The organism is Pseudorhodoplanes sinuspersici (genome assembly GCF_002119765.1).
GTDB classification, from domain to species: Bacteria; Pseudomonadota; Alphaproteobacteria; order Rhizobiales; family Xanthobacteraceae; genus Pseudorhodoplanes; species Pseudorhodoplanes sinuspersici.
In genome coordinates, this window is the sequence record NZ_CP021112.1 from 5036659 (window position 1) to 5054809 (window position 18151).

An 18151-nucleotide genomic window follows, 5' to 3' on the forward strand; every position below is an offset into this window, starting at 1 on the left:
GCTCGCACAGAATTTTCATGCGGCGACCCCGTGCTTCTCCGCCATAGCTGCGGCGTATCGCTGCTGGCAGACTTCAACCGAGGAAAACTTCGGCGCCGCGGCGCAACGCAATCGGAATTGCGCTTCATCGGCATCACCCAAGCGCGCGTAGTAATCGGCCTCGGCAATCAGGTCAGAAACGACATTCTTCTTGCGCAGCGAATGACTTGCTAAAATCTCTTGGGCCATTTCCATCTCCCCATCTTCGATTGCTTCCAGTGCTGCAGTTGCGTCGCGCGCAGCTGTGCACTCGATGCAAAGACCTTCTTCATCGTCCTCTTCGGAAAAACCCTGAAGCTCCGCGCCGCAATCGCTGCACAGAGGCTCATCGTCGCAATCTTCGTCGAGCAAAAATCCGCAGTGCGGGCATTTGTCAGTCATGCGTCGCACTCCGCATCCACGTATGCGCCAACGATGGCGCGTGCGGCTTCCAGCTCATTGCAACGCCATTCCTTGGCGAGCTCGCAAACACGGTTAAAATCTCGCGGCTCAAGAATGCTCTTGAGCAACCCAAGGGCTGCCGGCGTAGCGGGGCGTGGCGCCTGAAAAAGGATGACCTGCGCCATCAGTCGCACCCTCGCCCGATGTCGCCCGGGTTCTTCGGATCGGTAAATTCCTTCCAGTGCCGCCAACCGTGCGGACAATGGAAACCCCACGCGCGAAGGCGCGGACCGGTGATGAACAGCGTCCAACATGGGCCGGCATGCAGCTCAACGCGATGCGCCGACGACGCTCCGCGGAACTTGATGTTTCCCGCCTTGTAGACCTTGCGGACATTCACGCCGCCGGCTGGGATCGTGTGTTCGGTATACTCGCCCTTGAGCAGGATCGAGAGGTTCCACCACGGATGGTCGTGCAGCGCGCGATCGTCATCGGAGCGCAGGAAGTGGTGCAGGTAGATGTTGAACACCGGGTTGCGCGGGATCACGAACCAGCGGCGCATGTAAACGTCATCAAGCTTGCCGATGTTCACATCAGGCGGCCTCCGCGCGGCGACGCGCTGACTGAGGCGGTAAACCCAAGGCGCAATCAAGGAAACAATCATGCCGCAGCCTCCAACAGCCGCGTGCTGAGGCCGACCTTCTCCGACGTCGCGTTGAACTTTCGGACGATCGCCCCATCAAGATCGATGCCGTAAATATCGGCCAGCGCATAAGCGGTCCGGACAACAAGCAGGCACCGCGTTTCCAGAACATCAAATTCACTATCTAGGACGGCATCGCACAGCCATCCCACTTGCTTGGCCAATTCGGCGCCGGCATGGGCGGCCGAGCCAAACCCGACCGGATAGCCGGTGTTGAGCGGAACGACAGCGCTCCGCCCCATCGCGATCAAGTCGACACAGATCACCACATCGGCGAGTTCTTCCGCCAATTGACCGACAGTTGCACGCGACCCCCGAATGCCGAGACGCTCGCGCTCCAGCTTCTTGATCACGTTGCAGGCCTCGCCCATCTCACCGGCGAGTTCGTTGCAGCGGTACTCGATCGAGATGCCGCCGTTCTTGTCCCATTCATGCTGACGGGCACGGTTTGCCGCCCGAAGCGTGGTAAAGTCGCTCACCGCGCCGCCTCCGCCATTCGATAACCGGTCTTTTGCGAGGCTTTCTCCAGTCCGCTGATGCAAAGACAGAAGAGCAAGCCGCCGATTCCGGCGATGATGATGTCGCGGATGCTGAACATCACGACACCTCGCGACCGGCCAAGTATTCAATCGCGAAGATGACGGCGCCGATGGCCAGCGCCAGCGCGACGGAGCACGCAAGCGGAATGACAATCATGATGATCGCCCTCCGGTCACCGCGGCATTGCCGGCGTCGACAAGCTGCTGCTCGGTAAAGATACCGTCGACGATCTGCAGCTTCTCGTTCAGCCACGACACTTTGTATGCGTTCGGCGCGTCGACGAAATCGGATCGGCCCGATATGCGGCCCTGGACCCCGCCCGTGGCAGGCACAGTGACGCACTGCGATTTCTTAAATTTGTAAGCGCTCATGCGCTTTCCCCCGATGAACGGATGAATTCTCAAACGCGGGACGCAACAGAACGCTACAAACACAAGAAATTCGCTGGCCCCGGCTGTTAACCGGGGCCAGATTCGCTCAACATCTCCGGTGCCAACTCGGAAGATGAGGAACAAAGATGCTGAATGGCCTGCTCGACAAGTGCGAGATCGTGATTGTCTGCCCGCAGTGCAGCGAGCAACTCGTCAAGTCCATCGGATGGCTTCGCAACCAGGGTCAGTTCGCCTGCGATTGCGGCGCCGCGTTCGATACGAATCAGCTTGCGGCCGATATCAGGAAGGTTGAGAAGTCGGTCGAGGATTTCGGGACGAAGGTCGGCAAGCTTCGGCATTAAGCTCAAAAGCTCAGCACACGCCGCGCTGATCTGTTCACTATTCAAGCGAATGTGGGTGACAAGCGTCGCCATTATAGGATCTCCTCGAGCTGGAGACCGTCGTCGCAGGCCTCGCTCACACCGAGCGCTTCGACCGGCCTGAACCGTGATGACCGGAAGAAACCGGACTGCGATGGCGCTTTGGCGCCGATCACGCGAACACCATAGGCGCCGAACTCATCGACGAAATCGTTCAGCGCGGTGATGATGTATTCGCGACCGAGCACGAGCCCGGTCGGATCGTCACCATGCATTGGCGCCGCATCGATACACTCGGCAGGAAATCCGATGCGGAGCGTCATGCGAGGCTCCTCCGGAAACCTGCCGGCGGCGTCAGTCCGCTATCCAGGGAGCGATCTTTAAGGCCATCGCCTCGCAGGCCCGCGCGCCGCTGACTCCGCATGAGATCAATAGTCGGGCGATGGAAGTCCGGATCGGTTTGAACCAGGAGGCTTTCGAGCCGTTCGATCCTGATCCTGAGTTCCGATAGTTCATTGCGCGCTGCCTCTCGTCGTTTTTTCTCTAACGCAGACGCAACACACTCGACTTCCTCATCCGAAACTGTTCGGGCCTTGCCATACCAAAGGTCAAAGGTCCGCCAATAAGCGAGGCCGGCCCGGCGCGCAGCACGCTGAATAACGACTGCGATCTTTTCACCGCGGTCGACAGGCTCGGAAAGTTCACGGAGAGCTGTAGCAATATCGGTCATTTGCGACCTCCCATCATTTTTGGGAGGCCCCACCGATATTGGGAGAGCGCTCCCAATGCGTTCGATGCATGGTTTTCACATGAACGCACGGACACAACAAAACGCCTTGGTGAATTCTGATCTGCGGACGGCCGCCTCCAAGGTCCGCGGAGCGCGCGGGCAATCATCGAGTCCCGTGTGGATTGCCCGCGCGCAGCAATTGAAGAGCCGGTCAGATGGCCGGTAAAATGGAAGTGAGCCACTGTCGGCCCCCATTCAACGCGTTGTGCAACGCGACCTGTGGGCTCGCCACAGGTTGGACGGCCAGGGTTAAGCCTGGCTGCGTTGAACTGCGGAGGCACGAGCCATGCGCAAGCGTGGCCCGGGACCAAAGCACCAGCATGTTCGCAAGTATGCGCGCTGGGTCGATGGAAAGCGCAAGCGAGTGGGCGACCACAAGCGCGGCGCAGATCCTGAACCGGTTCGCAAGAAGAGCGAAGATCAACTGGACTTTGGTTTCTGAAGGGTCTCACACACCCGACAGACCGACAGTGGCTCACCAACTCAACGCAACCAAACACTGACAACGCCAGCGCATCCGCGCATGACGAAGGAGAACGATTGAATGGCGAAGAAAGCGAAGTCGAAGAACACGAACGGAGCGCATGTCTGCCGTTTGCGCGTGCTGCGCGGACGCAAAGCACCGCACGGTCCGAACGGTTCGCGAATAAAGATTGAATTGGATTTGGATCAGCGATCTTCGCTTGGCGTCGCTGCACAAATCCTTCGGCTGTCGCGCTGATCTCCGCTACAACCTTTGCGATTTTGTTGCGGAACGTTGATGCACCGCAATTACAACCGCGCTGTTCGTGGATCACCAAATGATTGAAAAACGCCACCGGTAAATGGGTTAATGAAAATCTTTTTGTCGCCTTATTGCGTATTGCCAGTTGTGATCGGTAGCATTCTCCCTTCGAGGACCACTCAAATTTGGGGGAAATGCTGGAATGGGAATGGTTGTGAAGTTTCCGCGTCATACCCGCACCTCTGCGGGCTCAGGACGCAAGAAAGCGTCCATCGGGACAACGCCGCCCGAGAACTCACTCAAGCGTTTGGCCAAACCAAGAGAGGCTTCCTTACGACCAGCAAAAATATTGCGAAGATGCGATTCCGAGCAGCCACCAGCGGTCGCCATATCGGCAACCGTTTTGCCGTTTTCATCCGCCCAGCGAAGCATGGGATGCGATTCAGTCATGCCGCAAACTATTTCCACTAGAAATGATTTGCGTCAACCTGAAATATTTCTGTTGGAAATAGTTCGTCAGAACAGAGGCTTAGTACCATGCCTCATGGGGAAAACGACAGACGACGAGAACCGTGAAATCTTTTTGGGTGGATGGCTAAAGCTGTTCGGCCTGAAAACCGTGCGGGCAGCCGAGATCGCTGGATGCTCCCAATCGTACATTTCGAATATTTCCGGCGGCCGCCGCAGCGACGTTAATGCTTTGTATTTGCTGCGGCTTTCTGATCGGCTTGGCGTAACCGTAAATGACTTCTTTGTCCCCCCTCCGTCGGAATCCGACCCGACATCGTTCATCGATATCTCTGCGAAGGCGCGAGAATCAGTCATCAAACGGTGGCAGCAAATAAGAGAACACGAGTCGGAGAAGCCAGCTAAAAAACGTGCTGGCGCAAGACGATAGTTTCTGACAGAAATAATTTGTTGACCTAATATAATTTCTGTGAGAAATAGTCTCGGACAGTTTTCCGAGGCTATTTCGAAAATGCTTTCAACCGCCGCTATTTACGCCCGCGTTTCCCGTGAAAGCAGCGCCCCGGCGGCAGAGCCGCTCTTCGTCAGTGGCGCGATCCGGATTCCGGACTCGTTGGTGTTACACCCAGGGCCTGAGACAGAGCTGTCACCAGACTTCGTAAGTTTGGGATCGTGGCCTGCAACGGAAGAAGAGCGCCGCCTGGCAGCTCAAACGTCAATCGCGCCAGCCCTCGATCTGGAAATAGGTCCATCGAGCACTTGTCGAACGATATTGAGCTGGTCAGCGCCAGAGGCTTCCCCGTCTTCTCTACGGCCAAGCTTTGCGCGGCGATGGCTGCAAGCAATAGTCGCAAGACTTCGACTGTGGGGAGCGTGATATGCACGTCCTCACCGCCCCGCTTCAGGACAATGACAATTCGTTTTCCGTCGGCGCTTGTGTCGCCGGCATAGACCTCGTCGAAATTCAGTACATCCGCCATGGGATCACGCTAGCGCCTGGTCTTGGGCGCTGCGGTCGCCGACGCAGCTGCGATGGCGGCCACGGCAATAAGCTCCTTCATTCCACACTCCCCGCTCGTGCAATCTCGACACTATACCGCCTTTCAGAGGAGCGCGTGAATCCCATGTTCACGTCAGCAATGGTCCGCAGACTACATGTCTGCTCGTGGGGGCGCCGATGAGCGCCCAAGCCCTCATCCTGGTGTCCGCAGGCGCCCTTGCCGCCGCCTTCCTCAAGATTGCCTTCGACGGCTGGCGCCAGCAGCGCCAAGCGCGGGCCGATCTGGCCTGGTTCTTTGACGGCGGAAGCTTCGACGTCCCGCCGAGCGTGCGAGGCCGGCCATGACCCAGCATCTCCTCTATTCGGTTTATCTCAGCGCGATCTTCTTTTTGGGCCTTCGTGCGGGGATGATCTATCGCGCCGAACGCGCACAGTTTCTGGCGACCTCAGTATTGCGTACCGGGTCGCCCCATCAGCGGCAGGCATGGGAGCGAACCTCCCAGGCGGACCTGCCTGCCGCTGCAATCTTTTCATCAGCAGCGGAGGGACCTCATGACCCAGTAAGTCGGAACGGAACCAACCGGGAGCCGGCAGCCTGTTTCACACCAACCCAATTTGAAGAACTGCACGACTTGGCCGCGCGCAAATGCGCGGCCGCTTCCCGCGAGGACTGACGTTATGAGCGAGACGGTGACACTTGAACGCCCCAGGCCAATCACGCTCACGCATGCGATGAAAATCGCTGCCGCGGAGAAGATGGCCGATCAGTTGATCAAGGGCCATTTGCTAGAGGAAATCGAACGCGCCGACGCCGTGCGGAGCATCGCGAACCACGGCACCCTCTATGGGGACGGTTACCGGCTGATGAAGAACCTTGAAGATTATGATGGCTGGGAAGGCGACTTCCGCATGGCCGAAGAATTCGAAGCCTTCTCGCTCTTCGCGCAAGACGAAATGAAGGCCGCAGAGAAGGCATGGTTTGAAGAAACCCAGCCGCAGCCGAAGCTGAAAAAAGGTGACCGCATTCAGCTGCGGCGGGGCGAGACCGGCGTCATTGACGGCATTTATGAGTATGGCGTTGCGCAATACACCGTCGCGATTGATGGCGACCCGCAAGCGCTGCCACCGACCAATTCAAGACGCATTGTCCGCTTCGAAGACGCGGTTCTTTGCCTTGCTGATGGGGAGAATGCGTGATGGACGACATTACATTGGCCGACGACGCCAAGGCGGAAAATCAGAAGCAACAGCTTGTCGCCCGCATCAAGCGATCGAGCAAGTATTACGGTCAGACAGCGCCGGGTGAATGGTTCGATGTCAAGGTCGTCGGCTGGGATCGCGCCTATCCACTGCGCGGCAACCACAACAACTATCGCATGTCCGACGTCGCCTTCGGCATCCGCGACAATGACGGCCTCATCGTCGAGCTTAAATCATGACCAGCAAGAAACCCGAACGCCTCGGCGACGCTCCAATTGAAGAGCGATTCCGCGAGCTCATGGTGGGCGCCGCGAAAGGTCTTGATGATGTATTCAATGGAGAAGACCGCAGCCAGGACCACAAGGTCGGCTTCGTGCTGCTGGTCTTTCCTTTCGACAGCACGGACGGCCGCTGCAACTACATCTCGAATGGCGCCGATCGCAAAGACATCGTCGTGATGATGAAGGAGCAGATCAAGCGGTTCGAAGGTCAGCCCGAGATGAAGGGGACCGCATGATGGGCACTGAAAAGAGAGCGTTCTTTGACGTCATCCAGACCGCGTTGGATTTTCAGGATAGTCGTGAGACGAAATATCGCGCACCTGAATTCGAAACAGCCAGGCCATTGCTTCCGCGAGACTGGCCGACTTATGGCGAACTGCGGGAGATCGGTAGCCTTGTCGCCGCGCTTCAGCGCATTGCCAAGCTTCGCTACGCCGAGCACACAAACGAGCCCTTCGATGAGGCGCTCGATATCGCCGATCAGACCTTGGCGAAGATCGGAAAGCCGATCGTTCGGCCGTACGACGCTCAATTCAATATCAGTGACGATGGCATCGTCACCGCCACCGCCGCATGGAAGCGGGACAACGAAGCCACGATCTGCCGATTGCTGCTGACCAGCGTCCGCGTCTCGGATCAGGACGTCTTCAAGTGGCGTGACGATCAGGTCCGCGAGGCCGATTGTTGGGCGCTTGCCGTGCATTTCAGCGCCTCCGACAACGACGACATCAAGGTCCCGCCGAAACCGACGTTTCTACCGGACTACGAGCCCTTCACGGCGATCATTCCGGAGGGAGCGTGATGACGCATTCAGGAGGCAAGCACCATACGAATGTTGGTGATCGCGGGCAGCGATACGAGGTGCGCGCGACGGGCTATCCGACGGACGGAAAAAACGTCGTCGGCTGGGCAGAGAATTACGATGATGCCGACAAGCTTGCGGGAGGCATCCGGAAGGCGCCAGGCTGCACCGCAACAGAGATTTGGGACAGGCAGGAGAACAGGCGGGCCATTCGGCCTTTACGTGCAACATACAATCCGGACGCCCCTTACGTTGTCGACCGTCACGATGAAGAGGATGGCGGAATCCACTATGAGATTTTCGACAAGCGTCCGGACACCTATCGCCGCCTGTGCACGATCTCCGACGAATTCAGTCTCTCGCGCGGTCAAGCGAAGAAAGATGCCGAGATGATCGTGCGCGCGCTCAACGGCATGCATGCATCGGTCGACGCCGCGATTGATTTGATCCGTGAAGATTATTGCTGGCTGATCGGGAAAGGAAGGCTTCGGAGCGAGGAGCCGTTGTACGGCATCCAGATCCTGCAGCCTGGCACCAACAAGGTGCTCGCTGAAGCGGAGCATGAAGAAATTGTTGAGTGTATTCGCGCTGCGGTTGCCAAGGCTGATGCGGCGCAATCCGCTAATGGGGAGTGAGCACATGTTTCACACCTATGGTGAAATCGCCGCCGCGCATCCCACAGGCAAGACACGGGTCCGAGTCGGGTGGTTTGGCCGGCTCATCCTGCAGGTGCAAATCAAGCATCCAAACCCGAATTATCCGAAGCCGCCGCGGCCTGGCCCATACGACCCGTGGGCGAACGGCGCCTATTACTTTTGGCGTGATGCCACGCTTGCCGACCTGCAGTGCGTGGGCTTCGAGGGCCATCCGAGGGCTGTAGCATGACTATCATCCACCTTTGCTGCATCTGCGGCGATGACGCCGAGGATAAGCCGAACGATGCCGGCGACTTCCTGTGTATGGACCACATGGAGGACTGGCGGCAAAGCCTCAAGGAAATGTGCGAATTCAACGAGACGAAGCCGATCGAGACTGACGAGCACGGCCGCAACGTTGCCGCCATGCGCCGCGCGAGGGCGCTGTGATGGGCGCCCTGCTCAAGCCCAAGGAAGCAGCCAAAGAACTGGGGGTGTGCCTCCAGGTGCTGCTTCACCACGTCCAGCATGACGGTCTACCCTACATCCTTGTCGGCTCGGGCCGACAGCGCAAGGCCCGGCGGTTCGATCCGGCCGACCTTGCGGCCTTCAAGGAGGAACGGAAAAGGATAGCGGCATGTCCGTCTACAAACGAAAATCAGATGGGAAGTGGGTCTACGACTTCTGGCGCAAGGGTGTTCGATTTTGCAAGCCGATTGAAAATTGTGGGTCGAAGCGCGCCGCCGAAGTCGTCGAGCGAGAAAAGAAAGCTGAGACGGCCCAGCAACTCGCGGCCACCCGTGAAAGCCGCCCCGGCGCCATGACCCTCTCCGTCGCCTTCGACCGGTTTTGGTCCGAGGTCGGCGACCATTACACCGGCACCTATCGCAAAACGGTCTGGACGTCGCTGGCCTGGCTGCTGGAAGAGCTTGGCTCCAGCACCATGATCCGCAACGTCGGCCCCTCCAAGATATCCGACGCGATCGCGCGGCGGCGCGGCCAGGACGTGAAGCCGGCAACGGTGAACCGCACCGTCACCGAGATCCTGCGGCGCATTTTCATCCGCGCCAAGAAGCGGTGGCAGCAGGATGTGCAGGACATCGACTGGGCCGACATGATGCTCGACGAGCCGAAAGAGCGCGTCCGCGAGCTTCGGGACCACGAAGAGGCGGCCGTCTTCAAGAACATGCGGAAGGACTACCTGCCGATCTTTGCCTTCTATCTGGCTTACGGCGTCCGCCTGAGTGAGGCCGTCGGCCTGCGCTGGCGCGACATCGACTGGACAGCCAAGACGATTTCCATCCTTGGCAAAGGCGACAAGGTACGGGTCATTCCCCTCACCTCCGAAGGCATCGCCATCCTTGCGCCGCTGCAAGGCCACCATGCCGAATTCGTCTTCACCTATGTCGGCGACCGCACCCGAAAGAACCCACGATCCGGCAAGACGATTGCCAAAGGGCAGCGATACCCGATGACCGTATCCGGGGTGAAATCCACGTGGCGGCGCTACGGCGGCTCAGAGGCGGGCCTGGTGGATTTCAGGCTGCATGACATCCGCCACACCACGGCAACGCGCCTGCTGCGTGAAACAGGCAATCTGCGGCTGGTGCAAAAACTGCTCGGGCATGAGGAGATCAGCACCACCACCAAGTATGCTCACGCGAGCGATGAAGACCTGCGCGCCGGACTGGAATCCGTCAAAAAGTCCCGCTCCAATTCCCAGAAGCGGAAATTTAAGGTCGCAAAATGATCGGCGCGCCAACATCTTACGACAAAGCCGCCAAGGTGCTTTGGGAGCAGAGGGTCGCAGGTTCGAATCCTGCTGCCCCGACCAACACCTCTTCTAAAAATTGCAGAATGCCCCTCCCCAGCCTCAGCGCTGAGAGGATTGTTGCGAGCGCTTGAGGTTATCAATGGCGGCCTTGACCAAAGTTGCGCTGGTGTCATTCAGCACGGCGATGTCGTCGACCGCATATTGAAGATAGGCAATAAGCATCTTCCGATTGGGTGAGGGTCGAGACGCAGTCTTCTTTTTCGAGTTCTTCTGGCGTCTCATACTGCTTCCTGCCAATTTTCAACGATACTGAGGGCCGACTTGGAGAGCCCTTTCCAGGTGAGTGAAGAGTAGGTGACCGACCGTTGCCGGCAGGTCTCCCGCCAAGCCGCGTCAGTGACGTCGATCGAAACGCCGATGCAACTCATTCCGTTGATGTCGACTGGCACACCGAGCGGTCTCGGATTCCAACCCATGGCCATGAACCGCGGAAGCCACCAGGTCTCCATGACAATCGTGAACTTCCTCAGCCCCACAATCAGCGCAAATTCCATCGTGCCGGCCATGATGATGGATTCGACTTTCGGCTCTACATGGCTTCCGCGACGATCACGCACAACAAAGACACGAGAGAGTTCGCAAGTATCCGGCTGACGAATGATGGGGCGGAGCGACAGTTGCGGGAAGAGATCGCTCATTAAGGTCGGCCCGGTTGTGGACACCAAACGATGTGAACCGACGACCCTGCTGCCTTCAAGCGCCATGAGATAAATGGTGTCCCGCCGATCGAACTGATCAATTTCGCGGCCGTCCGGGCGCGCGAGCTCAGTCCATCCCCGTTCCTCGACATAAATCTCGTGACGAATACGAAAATAATCCTCCAGCACATCCGTGTAGATATGCCGGTTTGCGGCACAAATGACATGCAATTCGACCATCGGTGTCCCCTTGACCGCGCTCCAGGCGGCGTAAGGGGACGATGCCGCTTCGTCGGCACCTGCCGTATTGTCAGAACTGACAATTGATCGATTCTAGGACGTTTTCGAGCGCAGTGAGGACAGGTTCGCGTGAAGAAAACGCGTCAAAAAAAGCTCACGTCAAACAACGACTAGAGAGTGATTTCGCCGGCGCGCAGCGCATTGACGATCGTTGAGGTGCGGTTCACCGCATTCAGCTTGCGCGCAGCGCTCTGCATATGCGCATGAGCCGTGCGTTCGCTGATATTGAGGATCATGCCGATCTCCCAATCGGTTTTTCCGGCTTTGGCCCACAACAAGACCTCTCGTTCACGCACGGTTAACACGCGATTTTCCGGCAGAAGCGGTGGGCGAAGCAGACTGCGTACGCGATGATGCGTATAAAGCGCCATCAGATGTAAGGCGGGGCGCGTACCACGATCGAGGTCGGGGCGCTCGCCCGCAAAGCTGACTGCGGCACCCGATCCATCGCCATAGTGGATCGGCACGCAAAACCCCTTCACCATTCCGAAATCGCAGGCCCGCTCCATAACGTCTTTCGCCGGTTTATCGTCGTTGGCAAAAGGTGCGTCGCACCAGTCGAATGGCTCTACGGTGCGCAGACAGTGGCGCTCGACCGGATCGTGTTTTGCGAGATTTTCCTTCAGATACAGTTCGGACCAGCCGCGGGGCCAACCGTCAGCAATCATGCGGTTGGAAAAAGTGGTTTGCGCGTCGGGAAGTCCGCACATGACATACGCACGGAATCCCGCCTGTCCGACGGCTTGGGAAAAGAGCCTCAGCGCTTCAGAACTGGTTTGCGCGAATTCGACCGCCTCGACGAATTCAAGCGCACGAATACCCCAATGGTTGCTGCCACGCATGCGTCACCAGTCCGTCCCGGCAACATGTTATAGAATATTTTACTGTAGGATGTAAAACAGAAGTCTTACAACCGGATTGCGCGCTGGCCTCTGAATGCCTAATCCCTAATGCGCGTCAAAATACCGGAGATTCCCTGGTCGGTTTTGCAAGCTGTGGGGTTTGGCGAGAACATCAGCAATATTTGGCGGACAATCCGCATCCAAAAACGCACATAGCTCAGCAATTTGGCCACCGCTTTCGGCAAGCTGCGCGTGATCGGTTTGAAACAGTTTCATGACTGGCGCCGCTCTTACGGCACGATCAAAATTCTCCATTTGTTGTCGGGCAACAGTGGGATCTCTTTCAGGCCACCCTCCGGATTGAAGAATAAGGTCGATGTCACGCGTCAGCAGAATAATCGCGTATCATCAAATACCTGCTCGATAAATTGCAGGCATCCATAGAGATTGGTCTCGCGCAACCATCGAATTTCCTTGAATCCGATCGCTGAATACTTTTCCGGATTTTCTCGAGCAAGAATCTGCTTGGTGGCAATAGAAGGAACGTCTTCCAAAAAACATCTGCCTCAAACCCCTGCGCCAAACCAGCGATGCTGCGGCGTCTCCGAGCCCCTTCCTGCCATTTTCTTAGCTTCGCACAATGCGTCATACGCACGATACAGACTGGATAAGAACGCCATATTCTCACCCCGCACCAAGACACCGGATGTGGCGTTCAAAACACCCTGAAGTAGCGTCGAACCAGAACGCCCAACGGCCAACACCACAAGAACATCCTGGTCCAACGGATCATGGATTCATTGCCTCGAAGCTTATTCTCCCCACGAATTTCTTTTGAATATCGGAACCACCGCCACGATGCAGTCAAGCTGCGACGACCATGTTTTTCGGCTGACCAGTATTCAAACTGGCTCAGATGCGCCTCACGTCAGCACGCTTCGGACGCTTACGACGCAATTGATCGGGGCTGCATGGAGCAAGATTGCGGTCCGTGCCCGCCAATCTCCCAGACGACCAGACCACGCACTCGAAGAACTGGGCATGGTTATGCGGCCGCTATCGCCCTCTTCCTTTTTGCCTTGCGCAGTCTACGCTTTTCCTCATCGTCCCGAAAAGATCGGATGGGCAACGCGATCACCCGGCGCAATGCCGAGCTTCTTGGCGGTGCCACCAATCACTTCAAGCACACCGCGCACGGGCCCCCCTGACGGGATCGTGCGCTCCGACAGCGGCGTGGTGTTTTCGGCGATCCGCCGAATGCGGCCATCGGCGTTGATGAACAACATATCGAGCGGGATATACGTGTTGCGCATCCACATCGACACGTCCTGGTCCTGCTTGAAGTCGAACAACATGCCCTGCCCTTCGGGCAGCTCCTTGCGGAACATCAGACCCTTCTGACGATCGGCATCGTTGGCGGCAAGTTCGACGCTGAAGACATGCACGCCATTCTTGGTCACGATTTCGAGCGTGCCTTTTTCAGCCGCCGATGCAGAAAAACTGCCCAAAGCAAACGCAAGAAAGGCGGCCACCGCTACCAGGTGCCACCTCGTCACATCCAACTTCAAAAAGACATTACGCAGCACCGTACGCCTCTCGCTGACACTGAGCATCATTGTCCCGAAAGCCGGTATCCCACTTTTCGGGATCAGACTCTAGTGCGACGCGGGCCCGTGCGGTCCACCATCCGGCTGCACTTCGGCAGCCATCAACCCCTTCGGGCCCGGCCCAAAACGCACCAGCACGGTCTGGCCGGGGCGGAGCTCGGTCATGCCATAGCGGCGAAGCGTTTCCATGTGGACGAAGATGTCCGGCGTGCCTTCACCACGGCTGAGAAAACCAAACCCGCGGAGCCGATTGAACCACTTGACCATGGCACGCTCAAGGCCGGAGGTCGGCGTCACGGTCACATGGGTGCGCGGCGGCGGCATCTGCGCGGGGTGGATCGCGGTTGACTCATCCATCGAGAGAATGCGGAACACCTGCATTCCCTTTGAACGATGTGTCGCCTCGCAGACCACACGGGCACCTTCGTAAGCGGTCTGATACCCGTCACGGCGCAAGCATGTGACGTGGATCAGCACATCCGCTGAACCGTCATCCGGTACGATGAAGCCGAAGCCCTTCGACACATCGAACCATTTGATTGTACCGGAAATTTCAATCAGGTCGGTGGCGGTTTCGTCCGCGACCCCTGCACTACGATCTTGCCGCAGATCGTATCCCATACCGGACACTTTTGGCCCCATTTCGTTCGACGCCATGATCCGCGCCGCCGTTCCCTTGTAACCACCCGGTTTGGACGGTTGAACGAATCTCTCCCCATCAAGACTAACACTGGCCCGCATTTGGCAAAGAGGAAAATTCGCACACGTCAACGAATCCGAAACGTCCTGTGCAAAAGTTTTCTTGACGAATCAGTGCGAGATGAGCGGCGACAATGCATCGCCGATATCCTGACGGATCACGAGATCAGCGATGGAATCGAATTCGGTCGCCTCGCGATTGACGATGACAAGTCGGGCGCCGCTCTTCTTGGCCTGTAACGGAAAGCCGGCCGCAGGCCACACCACGAGCGACGAACCAATGGCGATAAACAGATCGCAATCGCCAGTCCATTCCTGCGCCTTTTGCATCGCGTTTTCGGGCATCGACTGACCGAACGATACGGTCGCGGTCTTAATATAGCCGCCACAGTCGCAATCGGGCGCACGCCCTTTCAGTTCGTCGAATTGTGATCTGACGAATGCGAGCTCGTAGCGCCGGTTGCAGTCCAGGCAGGTGGCAAATGTGGTGTTGCCGTGCAATTCGACGACATCATCCGGCGCGATGCCGGAGACTTGATGCAGATTGTCAATGTTCTGGGTGATCACCCCGGGTGATTTGCCACGGCGATAGAGCGCTGCAAGTGCGAGATGACCACGCGTCGGTTTCGCCTGTGCAAAATAGTCCTCCATGGCGAAACGCCGCCGCCATGCTTCGTCGCGCATCTCGCGGCTCGCCATGAACTGATCGAACGGGATCGGCTGCGTCTTGGTCCACAGTCCGCCGGGCGAACGAAAATCAGGAATGCCGCTTTCGGTCGAAATGCCGGCTCCCGTGAACGGCACGACCCGTTCCGACTCCTCGATCAATTCAACCAACCGCGCGGTCGCGGTTGTCAGATCGGGCGCAATCATCCGCATCTCCACTCAACCGATACGCCAGCGGATCGACAACGATCAGGGAAGAATGGCAACCAATGGCAGAAAAGCAACCGGGGCCATTGCGGCCCCGTGCGTTATCTTTGATCAGGCGGCCTTCGCGGCGGTGTCCTTGAGATCCTTCAAGGGCTGCTTGAGCAGCTTCGGGGCCGGCGCTGCCTTGCGGGGCTTGCCATAGATCGCGAGTCGCGCAAGCTCCGCTTCAAGTTCCTGCTGGCGGGCTTCCACTTTCTCGGCGAGCTTGGCGGCGGCATCGTCACGCAGCTTCGCGAGTTCCTCGATCGACATTGCGTCCAGATCAACTTTCTGCATGGACCTCTCCCGTGTTGCCTGTTCCGGGGTATCGCCAGTGCTATCGCTGTGCAAGCCGCGGCGGTCCGCTATCCACATGCAGCGCGCAGCGAGAGAGATCTGATTGAAAGAAAAAGGCCCGGGATCGCCCCGGGCCTTTTGCATCGCATATCCGATACATCGATATCGTCAATTGCAAACCCACACCTTGCGAATGACCGCGCGTCCATATTGGTCGATGACGCGCTGACGTTGTTTAAAACATCCCGCGCCGTAAGCATAAGGAGCATAACCATAGGCTCCATAGGCCCCCGCTCCGAGAGCCAAGCCGCCGAGTGCCGCTGCGCCCCAGCCCCAGCCGGGACCCCAACCGTGACGTCCCCAACCGCCATGATGCCAACCGCCGCCGCGCCAGGCTGGGCCAGGACCGCCATGCCAACCGCCATGGCCGCCACCGTGCCAGCCGCCACCGCCGCGACCGCCTCGGGCCTCTGCGCTGCCGGCCAAGACGAGAATGGAGAGTGCTGCGATCGCAGCTATTTTCAACTTCATGACGCTACCTCCTGTTGCCTGGAAGATTATTCCGTCAGAAAGTGCGTATATTTCCTTGGCGGATTGCCAGCACATTGAATGAAAAGCCGAATGCAACCGCGGGATTTCGATCCAAAGACTTTGATTTTCCGCCGCAACCCACACATAAGGGGCGATGGCAAAACCCAGAGTCACATTCAAAATGCAGCGTATCGCCGAGAATGATTGGCAGATCATCGCCGAATATCCCGGTGCCGAACCCCGTTTCATCAAAGGGCTGACCAGCAAGGCCGACGTTGATGACTGGCTCAACGGCGAACGGCGCATTGCCTGGCTGCGCTCACAGGGCTACGCCAAGTAATTACATAAGTGATCATCATGAGCCGGCGGGACTGCAATCCACTCTTTGGTGCTGCGCTCGGCGCAACTCGCTGCTCGCCAGCGCCAACGGCTTAAGCCGCCGAATCGGTTCTCTGATGTTCTCAGCGGAGTACGGACTATGCGTTACCTTCACACCATGTTGCGCGTGCGCGATATCGACGTCGCCCTCGACTTCTATTGCAATAAGCTCGGCCTGAAAGAAGCATTCCGGCGCGACGATGAGAAAGGCCGCTTCACACTGGTCTTTCTGATGGCGCCGGGTGATGAAAAGCTGGTCGAGGAATCGCGCAAGCTCGGCCGCCCCGGCAGTCTCGTCGAACTCACCCACAACTGGGATGGTGAGGATTACGGCGAGGCCCGGCATTTCGGTCATCTCGCCTACGAGGTGGACGACATCTACGCAACCTGCGCGGCGTTGATGAAGGCCGGTGTCACCATCAATCGCCCTCCGCGCGATGGCCAGATGGCCTTCATCCGCTCGCCAGACAAGCATTCGATCGAACTGCTGCAGAAAGGGGCTGCCCTGCCCCCACAGGAACCCTGGGTCTCGATGCCCAATACCGGCCACTGGTAGGCCGCAAACCTGTTGCCTCCCGGCCAAACCGTCTCTATACAACGCCCGGTCTTGCACGGCCGGTCAGCGCCCATCGTCTAGCGGTCTAGGACGTCGCCCTTTCACGGCGAAAACAGGGGTTCGATTCCCCTTGGGCGCGCCACTGGCGCATACCCGGCTCCGAGGCTTGTCCGGTTCAAGGATTGGCCGATTTGAAGGCGGAAGGCCCGCCATTCGGCGGGCCTTGCCATTTCAAGGTTAACATTTCCGGCCGGCGAGAGGCTCTGACGCGATAGGGTCAGGCCGCTGAATTGAGGCGAACCTTGGCCCCCGGCCGGGCGTTATTTTTGATGATATTCGATTTACCAGGCGTGCTTCTCTGGGCGGCTGCCGCAATCGTTCTGATCGGAGCAATGATCGTGCTCATTCCGATTCTGACGAGCCGCAGCAATGAGCCGAGAAATCCGGCCGATATCGAGAGCTGATTTCTCCTCAGCCGTTACAGCACTCAACATCCACATCCCGCCCCGGCTGGCTCACCGATCCGGTGGATGCCGCATTCGGTGCGGCTGCTGTTGCGCCAGCGGCCTGCGCGTGTGTCTTCGCCGGCAACGGTCCGGCTGGTGCAAGGCATGCAGCCGACCGATGAGAAGCCCATCTTCTCCAGGGGATGGCGTGGCGCGCCGGACGAGGCAAAGACCTCATCCAACGCGGCTTTGGTCAGCGCCGCCAGCGGATTGAACTTCAGCAGACGCCCATCCGTTTCCACGTAAGTAATGTTGGCACGCGCACCGCCATGAAAGCGCTTGCGGCCGTTGATCCATCCGTCGAACGCTCCCAGCGCATCCGACAACGGGCGCACCTTGCGAATATGACAGCAGCTATCGGTATCGTTCAGCCAAAGATCGCGCGCCGGATCGCGGCGCTCGATCAATTCGATCTGCGGCTTCAGCGAACGGACATCCTTCAAGCCGAAATACCGGACAAGTTCGTCGCGATAGGTGAGCGTCTCGTCGAACAGCCAACCAGTATCGAGGAACAACACGGGCAGCGAACGGTCGACATCCGCCACATATTTCAACAGCACCGCGGATTCCGTCCCGAACGACGACACCACCGCCAGCCGGCCGCTGGCGATGGATCGGGCCGCAGTCGCGATCACATCGGCCGGCGATGCCGATGAAAGTGTCCGGTTCAGCCGGGCGGCGCTGGCTGGCAGTGTCTCGGGTTCGGTCACGGCATATCTTCGTTGTGAGGGGGACGT

36 protein-coding genes and 1 tRNA gene are annotated in these 18151 nt (G+C 58.3%); 16 read left to right on the plus strand and 21 right to left on the minus strand.

All coding sequences use genetic code 11. From position 1 onward, the window contains the following. Nucleotides 1–15: 15 nt before the first annotated feature. The 9 genes from CAK95_RS24530 to CAK95_RS24565 form a co-directional block, all read right to left on the minus strand. Nucleotides 16–420: a hypothetical protein gene (locus tag CAK95_RS24530; RefSeq protein WP_086090298.1), complete on the minus strand. Its 405-nt coding sequence runs from the start codon at nt 418–420 to the stop codon at nt 16–18. Continuing rightward, nucleotides 417–605 carry a hypothetical protein gene (locus tag CAK95_RS24535; protein WP_086090299.1) on the minus strand — a complete coding sequence of 63 codons (189 nt, stop codon included), beginning with the start codon at nt 603–605 and terminating at the stop codon, nt 417–419. Before CAK95_RS24535 ends, CAK95_RS24530 begins: the two co-directional genes overlap by 4 nt. Next, nucleotides 605–1084, minus strand: a complete 480-nt coding sequence (locus CAK95_RS24540) for a hypothetical protein (protein WP_086090300.1) — start codon at nt 1082–1084, stop codon at nt 605–607. Before CAK95_RS24540 ends, CAK95_RS24535 begins: the two co-directional genes overlap by 1 nt. After that, nucleotides 1081–1602 (minus strand): MazG-like family protein, encoded by a 522-nt coding sequence (locus CAK95_RS24545; RefSeq protein WP_086090301.1) that lies wholly within the window; start codon nt 1600–1602, stop codon nt 1081–1083. The genes CAK95_RS24540 and CAK95_RS24545 overlap by 4 nt, the downstream gene beginning before the upstream one ends. Continuing rightward, nucleotides 1599–1724: a hypothetical protein gene (locus CAK95_RS30240; RefSeq protein WP_280949833.1), complete on the minus strand. Its 126-nt coding sequence runs from the start codon at nt 1722–1724 to the stop codon at nt 1599–1601. The genes CAK95_RS24545 and CAK95_RS30240 overlap by 4 nt, the downstream gene beginning before the upstream one ends. A 91-nt stretch (nt 1725–1815) precedes the next feature. Then, a complete protein-coding gene (locus CAK95_RS24550) occupies nt 1816–2034 on the minus strand; it encodes a hypothetical protein (RefSeq protein ID WP_086090302.1) in 219 nt (72 codons plus the stop codon). A gap of 86 nt (nt 2035–2120) precedes the next feature. Then, nucleotides 2121–2468 carry a hypothetical protein gene (locus CAK95_RS29390; protein ID WP_147413530.1) on the minus strand — a complete coding sequence of 116 codons (348 nt, stop codon included), beginning with the start codon at nt 2466–2468 and terminating at the stop codon, nt 2121–2123. Then, nucleotides 2468–2737 carry a hypothetical protein gene (locus CAK95_RS24560; RefSeq protein ID WP_086090304.1) on the minus strand — a complete coding sequence of 90 codons (270 nt, stop codon included), beginning with the start codon at nt 2735–2737 and terminating at the stop codon, nt 2468–2470. The genes CAK95_RS29390 and CAK95_RS24560 overlap by 1 nt, the downstream gene beginning before the upstream one ends. Beyond that, complete coding sequence (locus CAK95_RS24565) at nt 2734–3144, minus strand: hypothetical protein (protein WP_086090305.1); 411 nt, start codon at nt 3142–3144, stop codon at nt 2734–2736. The genes CAK95_RS24560 and CAK95_RS24565 overlap by 4 nt, the downstream gene beginning before the upstream one ends. A 346-nt stretch (nt 3145–3490) precedes the next feature. Between CAK95_RS24565 and CAK95_RS29395 the strand changes: the two genes are divergently transcribed. Then, nucleotides 3491–3646 (plus strand): hypothetical protein, encoded by a 156-nt coding sequence (locus CAK95_RS29395; RefSeq protein WP_157699731.1) that lies wholly within the window; start codon nt 3491–3493, stop codon nt 3644–3646. A 510-nt stretch (nt 3647–4156) separates the two neighbouring features. Here CAK95_RS29395 and CAK95_RS24570 read toward each other — a convergent pair. Beyond that, entirely contained in the window at nt 4157–4378 is a 222-nt protein-coding gene (locus tag CAK95_RS24570; protein WP_086090306.1) for a helix-turn-helix domain-containing protein, read from the minus strand. Between CAK95_RS24570 and CAK95_RS24575 the strand changes: the two genes are divergently transcribed. Then, nucleotides 4377–4826: a helix-turn-helix domain-containing protein gene (locus CAK95_RS24575; protein ID WP_147413532.1), complete on the plus strand. Its 450-nt coding sequence runs from the start codon at nt 4377–4379 to the stop codon at nt 4824–4826. The genes CAK95_RS24570 and CAK95_RS24575 overlap by 2 nt on opposite strands. Nucleotides 4827–4980: 154 nt before the next feature. Here the strand turns inward: CAK95_RS24575 and CAK95_RS24580 are convergent, their stop codons facing one another. Continuing rightward, on the minus strand, nt 4981–5376 hold the full coding sequence (locus CAK95_RS24580) for a hypothetical protein (RefSeq protein WP_086090308.1): 396 nt from the start codon (nt 5374–5376) through the stop codon (nt 4981–4983). 197 nt (nt 5377–5573) lie between these two features. Here CAK95_RS24580 and CAK95_RS29400 point away from each other — a divergent pair, with 197 nt between their 5' ends. From CAK95_RS29400 to CAK95_RS24625, 10 genes are all read left to right on the plus strand, one after another. Continuing rightward, the gene (locus CAK95_RS29400; protein ID WP_157699732.1) at nt 5574–5741 is read left to right on the plus strand and encodes a hypothetical protein; all 168 of its coding nucleotides are present in this window, start codon (nt 5574–5576) and stop codon (nt 5739–5741) included. Then, on the plus strand, nt 5738–6070 hold the full coding sequence (locus CAK95_RS24585) for a hypothetical protein (RefSeq protein ID WP_086090309.1): 333 nt from the start codon (nt 5738–5740) through the stop codon (nt 6068–6070). The genes CAK95_RS29400 and CAK95_RS24585 overlap by 4 nt, the downstream gene beginning before the upstream one ends. A gap of 4 nt (nt 6071–6074) precedes the next feature. After that, nucleotides 6075–6593: a hypothetical protein gene (locus tag CAK95_RS24590; RefSeq protein WP_086090310.1), complete on the plus strand. Its 519-nt coding sequence runs from the start codon at nt 6075–6077 to the stop codon at nt 6591–6593. Next, nucleotides 6593–6835, plus strand: a complete 243-nt coding sequence (locus tag CAK95_RS24595; protein WP_086090311.1) for a hypothetical protein — start codon at nt 6593–6595, stop codon at nt 6833–6835. Before CAK95_RS24590 ends, CAK95_RS24595 begins: the two co-directional genes overlap by 1 nt. Further along, on the plus strand, nt 6832–7113 hold the full coding sequence (locus tag CAK95_RS24600) for a hypothetical protein (protein WP_086090312.1): 282 nt from the start codon (nt 6832–6834) through the stop codon (nt 7111–7113). The genes CAK95_RS24595 and CAK95_RS24600 overlap by 4 nt, the downstream gene beginning before the upstream one ends. After that, nucleotides 7110–7679 (plus strand): hypothetical protein, encoded by a 570-nt coding sequence (locus tag CAK95_RS24605; protein WP_157699733.1) that lies wholly within the window; start codon nt 7110–7112, stop codon nt 7677–7679. The genes CAK95_RS24600 and CAK95_RS24605 overlap by 4 nt, the downstream gene beginning before the upstream one ends. After that, nucleotides 7679–8314 carry a hypothetical protein gene (locus tag CAK95_RS24610; RefSeq protein WP_086090314.1) on the plus strand — a complete coding sequence of 212 codons (636 nt, stop codon included), beginning with the start codon at nt 7679–7681 and terminating at the stop codon, nt 8312–8314. The genes CAK95_RS24605 and CAK95_RS24610 overlap by 1 nt, the downstream gene beginning before the upstream one ends. 4 nt (nt 8315–8318) lie before the next feature. Beyond that, a complete protein-coding gene (locus tag CAK95_RS24615) occupies nt 8319–8564 on the plus strand; it encodes a hypothetical protein (protein ID WP_086090315.1) in 246 nt (81 codons plus the stop codon). Then, entirely contained in the window at nt 8561–8764 is a 204-nt protein-coding gene (locus tag CAK95_RS24620) for a hypothetical protein (protein WP_086090316.1), read from the plus strand. The genes CAK95_RS24615 and CAK95_RS24620 overlap by 4 nt, the downstream gene beginning before the upstream one ends. Before the next feature lie 187 nt (nt 8765–8951). Continuing rightward, entirely contained in the window at nt 8952–10064 is a 1113-nt protein-coding gene (locus CAK95_RS24625) for a tyrosine-type recombinase/integrase (RefSeq protein ID WP_086090317.1), read from the plus strand. A gap of 123 nt (nt 10065–10187) precedes the next feature. Here CAK95_RS24625 and CAK95_RS24630 read toward each other — a convergent pair whose 3' ends face one another. The 9 genes from CAK95_RS24630 to CAK95_RS24665 all read right to left on the minus strand — a co-directional run bounded on the left by CAK95_RS24630 (nt 10188) and on the right by CAK95_RS24665 (nt 15974). After that, complete coding sequence (locus CAK95_RS24630; protein ID WP_086090318.1) at nt 10188–10370, minus strand: hypothetical protein; 183 nt, start codon at nt 10368–10370, stop codon at nt 10188–10190. Beyond that, complete coding sequence (locus CAK95_RS24635; RefSeq protein WP_086090319.1) at nt 10367–11026, minus strand: acyl-homoserine-lactone synthase; 660 nt, start codon at nt 11024–11026, stop codon at nt 10367–10369. The genes CAK95_RS24630 and CAK95_RS24635 overlap by 4 nt, the downstream gene beginning before the upstream one ends. Before the next feature lie 170 nt (nt 11027–11196). Beyond that, a complete protein-coding gene (locus tag CAK95_RS24640; RefSeq protein ID WP_086090320.1) occupies nt 11197–11928 on the minus strand; it encodes a helix-turn-helix transcriptional regulator in 732 nt (243 codons plus the stop codon). 105 nt (nt 11929–12033) lie between these two features. Then, nucleotides 12034–12204 carry a hypothetical protein gene (locus CAK95_RS29410; RefSeq protein ID WP_157699735.1) on the minus strand — a complete coding sequence of 57 codons (171 nt, stop codon included), beginning with the start codon at nt 12202–12204 and terminating at the stop codon, nt 12034–12036. Nucleotides 12205–13028: 824 nt separating this feature from the next. After that, nucleotides 13029–13484 carry a DUF192 domain-containing protein gene (locus CAK95_RS24645; protein WP_425349634.1) on the minus strand — a complete coding sequence of 152 codons (456 nt, stop codon included), beginning with the start codon at nt 13482–13484 and terminating at the stop codon, nt 13029–13031. A gap of 99 nt (nt 13485–13583) precedes the next feature. Beyond that, nucleotides 13584–14192 (minus strand): cold-shock protein, encoded by a 609-nt coding sequence (locus CAK95_RS24650; RefSeq protein WP_086090321.1) that lies wholly within the window; start codon nt 14190–14192, stop codon nt 13584–13586. A gap of 153 nt (nt 14193–14345) precedes the next feature. Beyond that, entirely contained in the window at nt 14346–15107 is a 762-nt protein-coding gene (locus CAK95_RS24655; RefSeq protein WP_086090322.1) for an SIR2 family NAD-dependent protein deacylase, read from the minus strand. Between the two features lie 111 nt (nt 15108–15218). Continuing rightward, entirely contained in the window at nt 15219–15443 is a 225-nt protein-coding gene (locus tag CAK95_RS24660; protein WP_086090323.1) for a hypothetical protein, read from the minus strand. Nucleotides 15444–15611: 168 nt separating this feature from the next. Then, nucleotides 15612–15974, minus strand: a complete 363-nt coding sequence (locus tag CAK95_RS24665) for a hypothetical protein (RefSeq protein WP_086090324.1) — start codon at nt 15972–15974, stop codon at nt 15612–15614. A 154-nt stretch (nt 15975–16128) separates the two neighbouring features. Here CAK95_RS24665 and CAK95_RS24670 point away from each other — a divergent pair, with 154 nt between their 5' ends. The 4 genes from CAK95_RS24670 (at nt 16129) to CAK95_RS30245 (ending at nt 17372) form a co-directional block, all read left to right on the plus strand. Next, the gene (locus tag CAK95_RS24670) at nt 16129–16314 is read left to right on the plus strand and encodes a hypothetical protein (RefSeq protein ID WP_086090325.1); all 186 of its coding nucleotides are present in this window, start codon (nt 16129–16131) and stop codon (nt 16312–16314) included. Nucleotides 16315–16452: 138 nt separating this feature from the next. Continuing rightward, nucleotides 16453–16908, plus strand: a complete 456-nt coding sequence (locus CAK95_RS24675; protein WP_086090326.1) for a VOC family protein — start codon at nt 16453–16455, stop codon at nt 16906–16908. A gap of 66 nt (nt 16909–16974) precedes the next feature. Continuing rightward, nucleotides 16975–17050, plus strand: a tRNA-Glu gene (locus CAK95_RS24680). 187 nt (nt 17051–17237) lie between these two features. Then, nucleotides 17238–17372: a hypothetical protein gene (locus tag CAK95_RS30245; protein WP_280949834.1), complete on the plus strand. Its 135-nt coding sequence runs from the start codon at nt 17238–17240 to the stop codon at nt 17370–17372. Between the two features lie 23 nt (nt 17373–17395). Here the strand turns inward: CAK95_RS30245 and CAK95_RS24685 are convergent, their stop codons facing one another. Next, entirely contained in the window at nt 17396–18124 is a 729-nt protein-coding gene (locus CAK95_RS24685; RefSeq protein WP_183044227.1) for a phosphoadenylyl-sulfate reductase, read from the minus strand. Between the last annotated feature and the right edge of the window lie 27 nt (nt 18125–18151).

What these genes read in the sequence shown, in the direction of transcription:
- CAK95_RS29410 (WP_157699735.1), bottom strand. Translation starts at nt 12,204, where the DNA reads ATGAAACTGTTTCAAACCGATCACGCGCAGCTTGCCGAAAGCGGTGGC.
- CAK95_RS24615 (WP_086090315.1), top strand. Translation starts at nt 8,319, where the DNA reads ATGTTTCACACCTATGGTGAAATCGCCGCCGCGCATCCCACAGGCAAG.
- CAK95_RS29395 (WP_157699731.1), top strand. Translation starts at nt 3,491, where the DNA reads ATGCGCAAGCGTGGCCCGGGACCAAAGCACCAGCATGTTCGCAAGTAT.
- CAK95_RS24600 (WP_086090312.1), top strand. Translation starts at nt 6,832, where the DNA reads ATGACCAGCAAGAAACCCGAACGCCTCGGCGACGCTCCAATTGAAGAG.
- CAK95_RS24550 (WP_086090302.1), bottom strand. Translation starts at nt 2,034, where the DNA reads ATGAGCGCTTACAAATTTAAGAAATCGCAGTGCGTCACTGTGCCTGCC.
- CAK95_RS24640 (WP_086090320.1), bottom strand. Translation starts at nt 11,928, where the DNA reads ATGCGTGGCAGCAACCATTGGGGTATTCGTGCGCTTGAATTCGTCGAG.
- CAK95_RS24570 (WP_086090306.1), bottom strand. Translation starts at nt 4,378, where the DNA reads ATGACTGAATCGCATCCCATGCTTCGCTGGGCGGATGAAAACGGCAAA.
- CAK95_RS30245 (WP_280949834.1), top strand. Translation starts at nt 17,238, where the DNA reads ATGATATTCGATTTACCAGGCGTGCTTCTCTGGGCGGCTGCCGCAATC.
- CAK95_RS24655 (WP_086090322.1), bottom strand. Translation starts at nt 15,107, where the DNA reads ATGATTGCGCCCGATCTGACAACCGCGACCGCGCGGTTGGTTGAATTG.
- CAK95_RS24560 (WP_086090304.1), bottom strand. Translation starts at nt 2,737, where the DNA reads ATGACGCTCCGCATCGGATTTCCTGCCGAGTGTATCGATGCGGCGCCA.
- CAK95_RS24605 (WP_157699733.1), top strand. Translation starts at nt 7,110, where the DNA reads ATGATGGGCACTGAAAAGAGAGCGTTCTTTGACGTCATCCAGACCGCG.
- CAK95_RS24575 (WP_147413532.1), top strand. Translation starts at nt 4,377, where the DNA reads ATGCCGCAAACTATTTCCACTAGAAATGATTTGCGTCAACCTGAAATA.
- CAK95_RS24535 (WP_086090299.1), bottom strand. Translation starts at nt 605, where the DNA reads ATGGCGCAGGTCATCCTTTTTCAGGCGCCACGCCCCGCTACGCCGGCA.
- CAK95_RS24530 (WP_086090298.1), bottom strand. Translation starts at nt 420, where the DNA reads ATGACTGACAAATGCCCGCACTGCGGATTTTTGCTCGACGAAGATTGC.
- CAK95_RS24540 (WP_086090300.1), bottom strand. Translation starts at nt 1,084, where the DNA reads ATGATTGTTTCCTTGATTGCGCCTTGGGTTTACCGCCTCAGTCAGCGC.
- CAK95_RS24675 (WP_086090326.1), top strand. Translation starts at nt 16,453, where the DNA reads ATGCGTTACCTTCACACCATGTTGCGCGTGCGCGATATCGACGTCGCC.
- CAK95_RS24565 (WP_086090305.1), bottom strand. Translation starts at nt 3,144, where the DNA reads ATGACCGATATTGCTACAGCTCTCCGTGAACTTTCCGAGCCTGTCGAC.
- CAK95_RS24660 (WP_086090323.1), bottom strand. Translation starts at nt 15,443, where the DNA reads ATGCAGAAAGTTGATCTGGACGCAATGTCGATCGAGGAACTCGCGAAG.
- CAK95_RS24625 (WP_086090317.1), top strand. Translation starts at nt 8,952, where the DNA reads ATGTCCGTCTACAAACGAAAATCAGATGGGAAGTGGGTCTACGACTTC.
- CAK95_RS29400 (WP_157699732.1), top strand. Translation starts at nt 5,574, where the DNA reads ATGAGCGCCCAAGCCCTCATCCTGGTGTCCGCAGGCGCCCTTGCCGCC.
- CAK95_RS24665 (WP_086090324.1), bottom strand. Translation starts at nt 15,974, where the DNA reads ATGAAGTTGAAAATAGCTGCGATCGCAGCACTCTCCATTCTCGTCTTG.
- CAK95_RS24630 (WP_086090318.1), bottom strand. Translation starts at nt 10,370, where the DNA reads ATGAGACGCCAGAAGAACTCGAAAAAGAAGACTGCGTCTCGACCCTCA.
- CAK95_RS24610 (WP_086090314.1), top strand. Translation starts at nt 7,679, where the DNA reads ATGACGCATTCAGGAGGCAAGCACCATACGAATGTTGGTGATCGCGGG.
- CAK95_RS24590 (WP_086090310.1), top strand. Translation starts at nt 6,075, where the DNA reads ATGAGCGAGACGGTGACACTTGAACGCCCCAGGCCAATCACGCTCACG.
- CAK95_RS24580 (WP_086090308.1), bottom strand. Translation starts at nt 5,376, where the DNA reads ATGGCGGATGTACTGAATTTCGACGAGGTCTATGCCGGCGACACAAGC.
- CAK95_RS29390 (WP_147413530.1), bottom strand. Translation starts at nt 2,468, where the DNA reads ATGGCGACGCTTGTCACCCACATTCGCTTGAATAGTGAACAGATCAGC.
- CAK95_RS24585 (WP_086090309.1), top strand. Translation starts at nt 5,738, where the DNA reads ATGACCCAGCATCTCCTCTATTCGGTTTATCTCAGCGCGATCTTCTTT.
- CAK95_RS24635 (WP_086090319.1), bottom strand. Translation starts at nt 11,026, where the DNA reads ATGGTCGAATTGCATGTCATTTGTGCCGCAAACCGGCATATCTACACG.
- CAK95_RS24620 (WP_086090316.1), top strand. Translation starts at nt 8,561, where the DNA reads ATGACTATCATCCACCTTTGCTGCATCTGCGGCGATGACGCCGAGGAT.
- CAK95_RS24670 (WP_086090325.1), top strand. Translation starts at nt 16,129, where the DNA reads ATGGCAAAACCCAGAGTCACATTCAAAATGCAGCGTATCGCCGAGAAT.
- CAK95_RS24650 (WP_086090321.1), bottom strand. Translation starts at nt 14,192, where the DNA reads ATGGCGTCGAACGAAATGGGGCCAAAAGTGTCCGGTATGGGATACGAT.
- CAK95_RS24595 (WP_086090311.1), top strand. Translation starts at nt 6,593, where the DNA reads ATGGACGACATTACATTGGCCGACGACGCCAAGGCGGAAAATCAGAAG.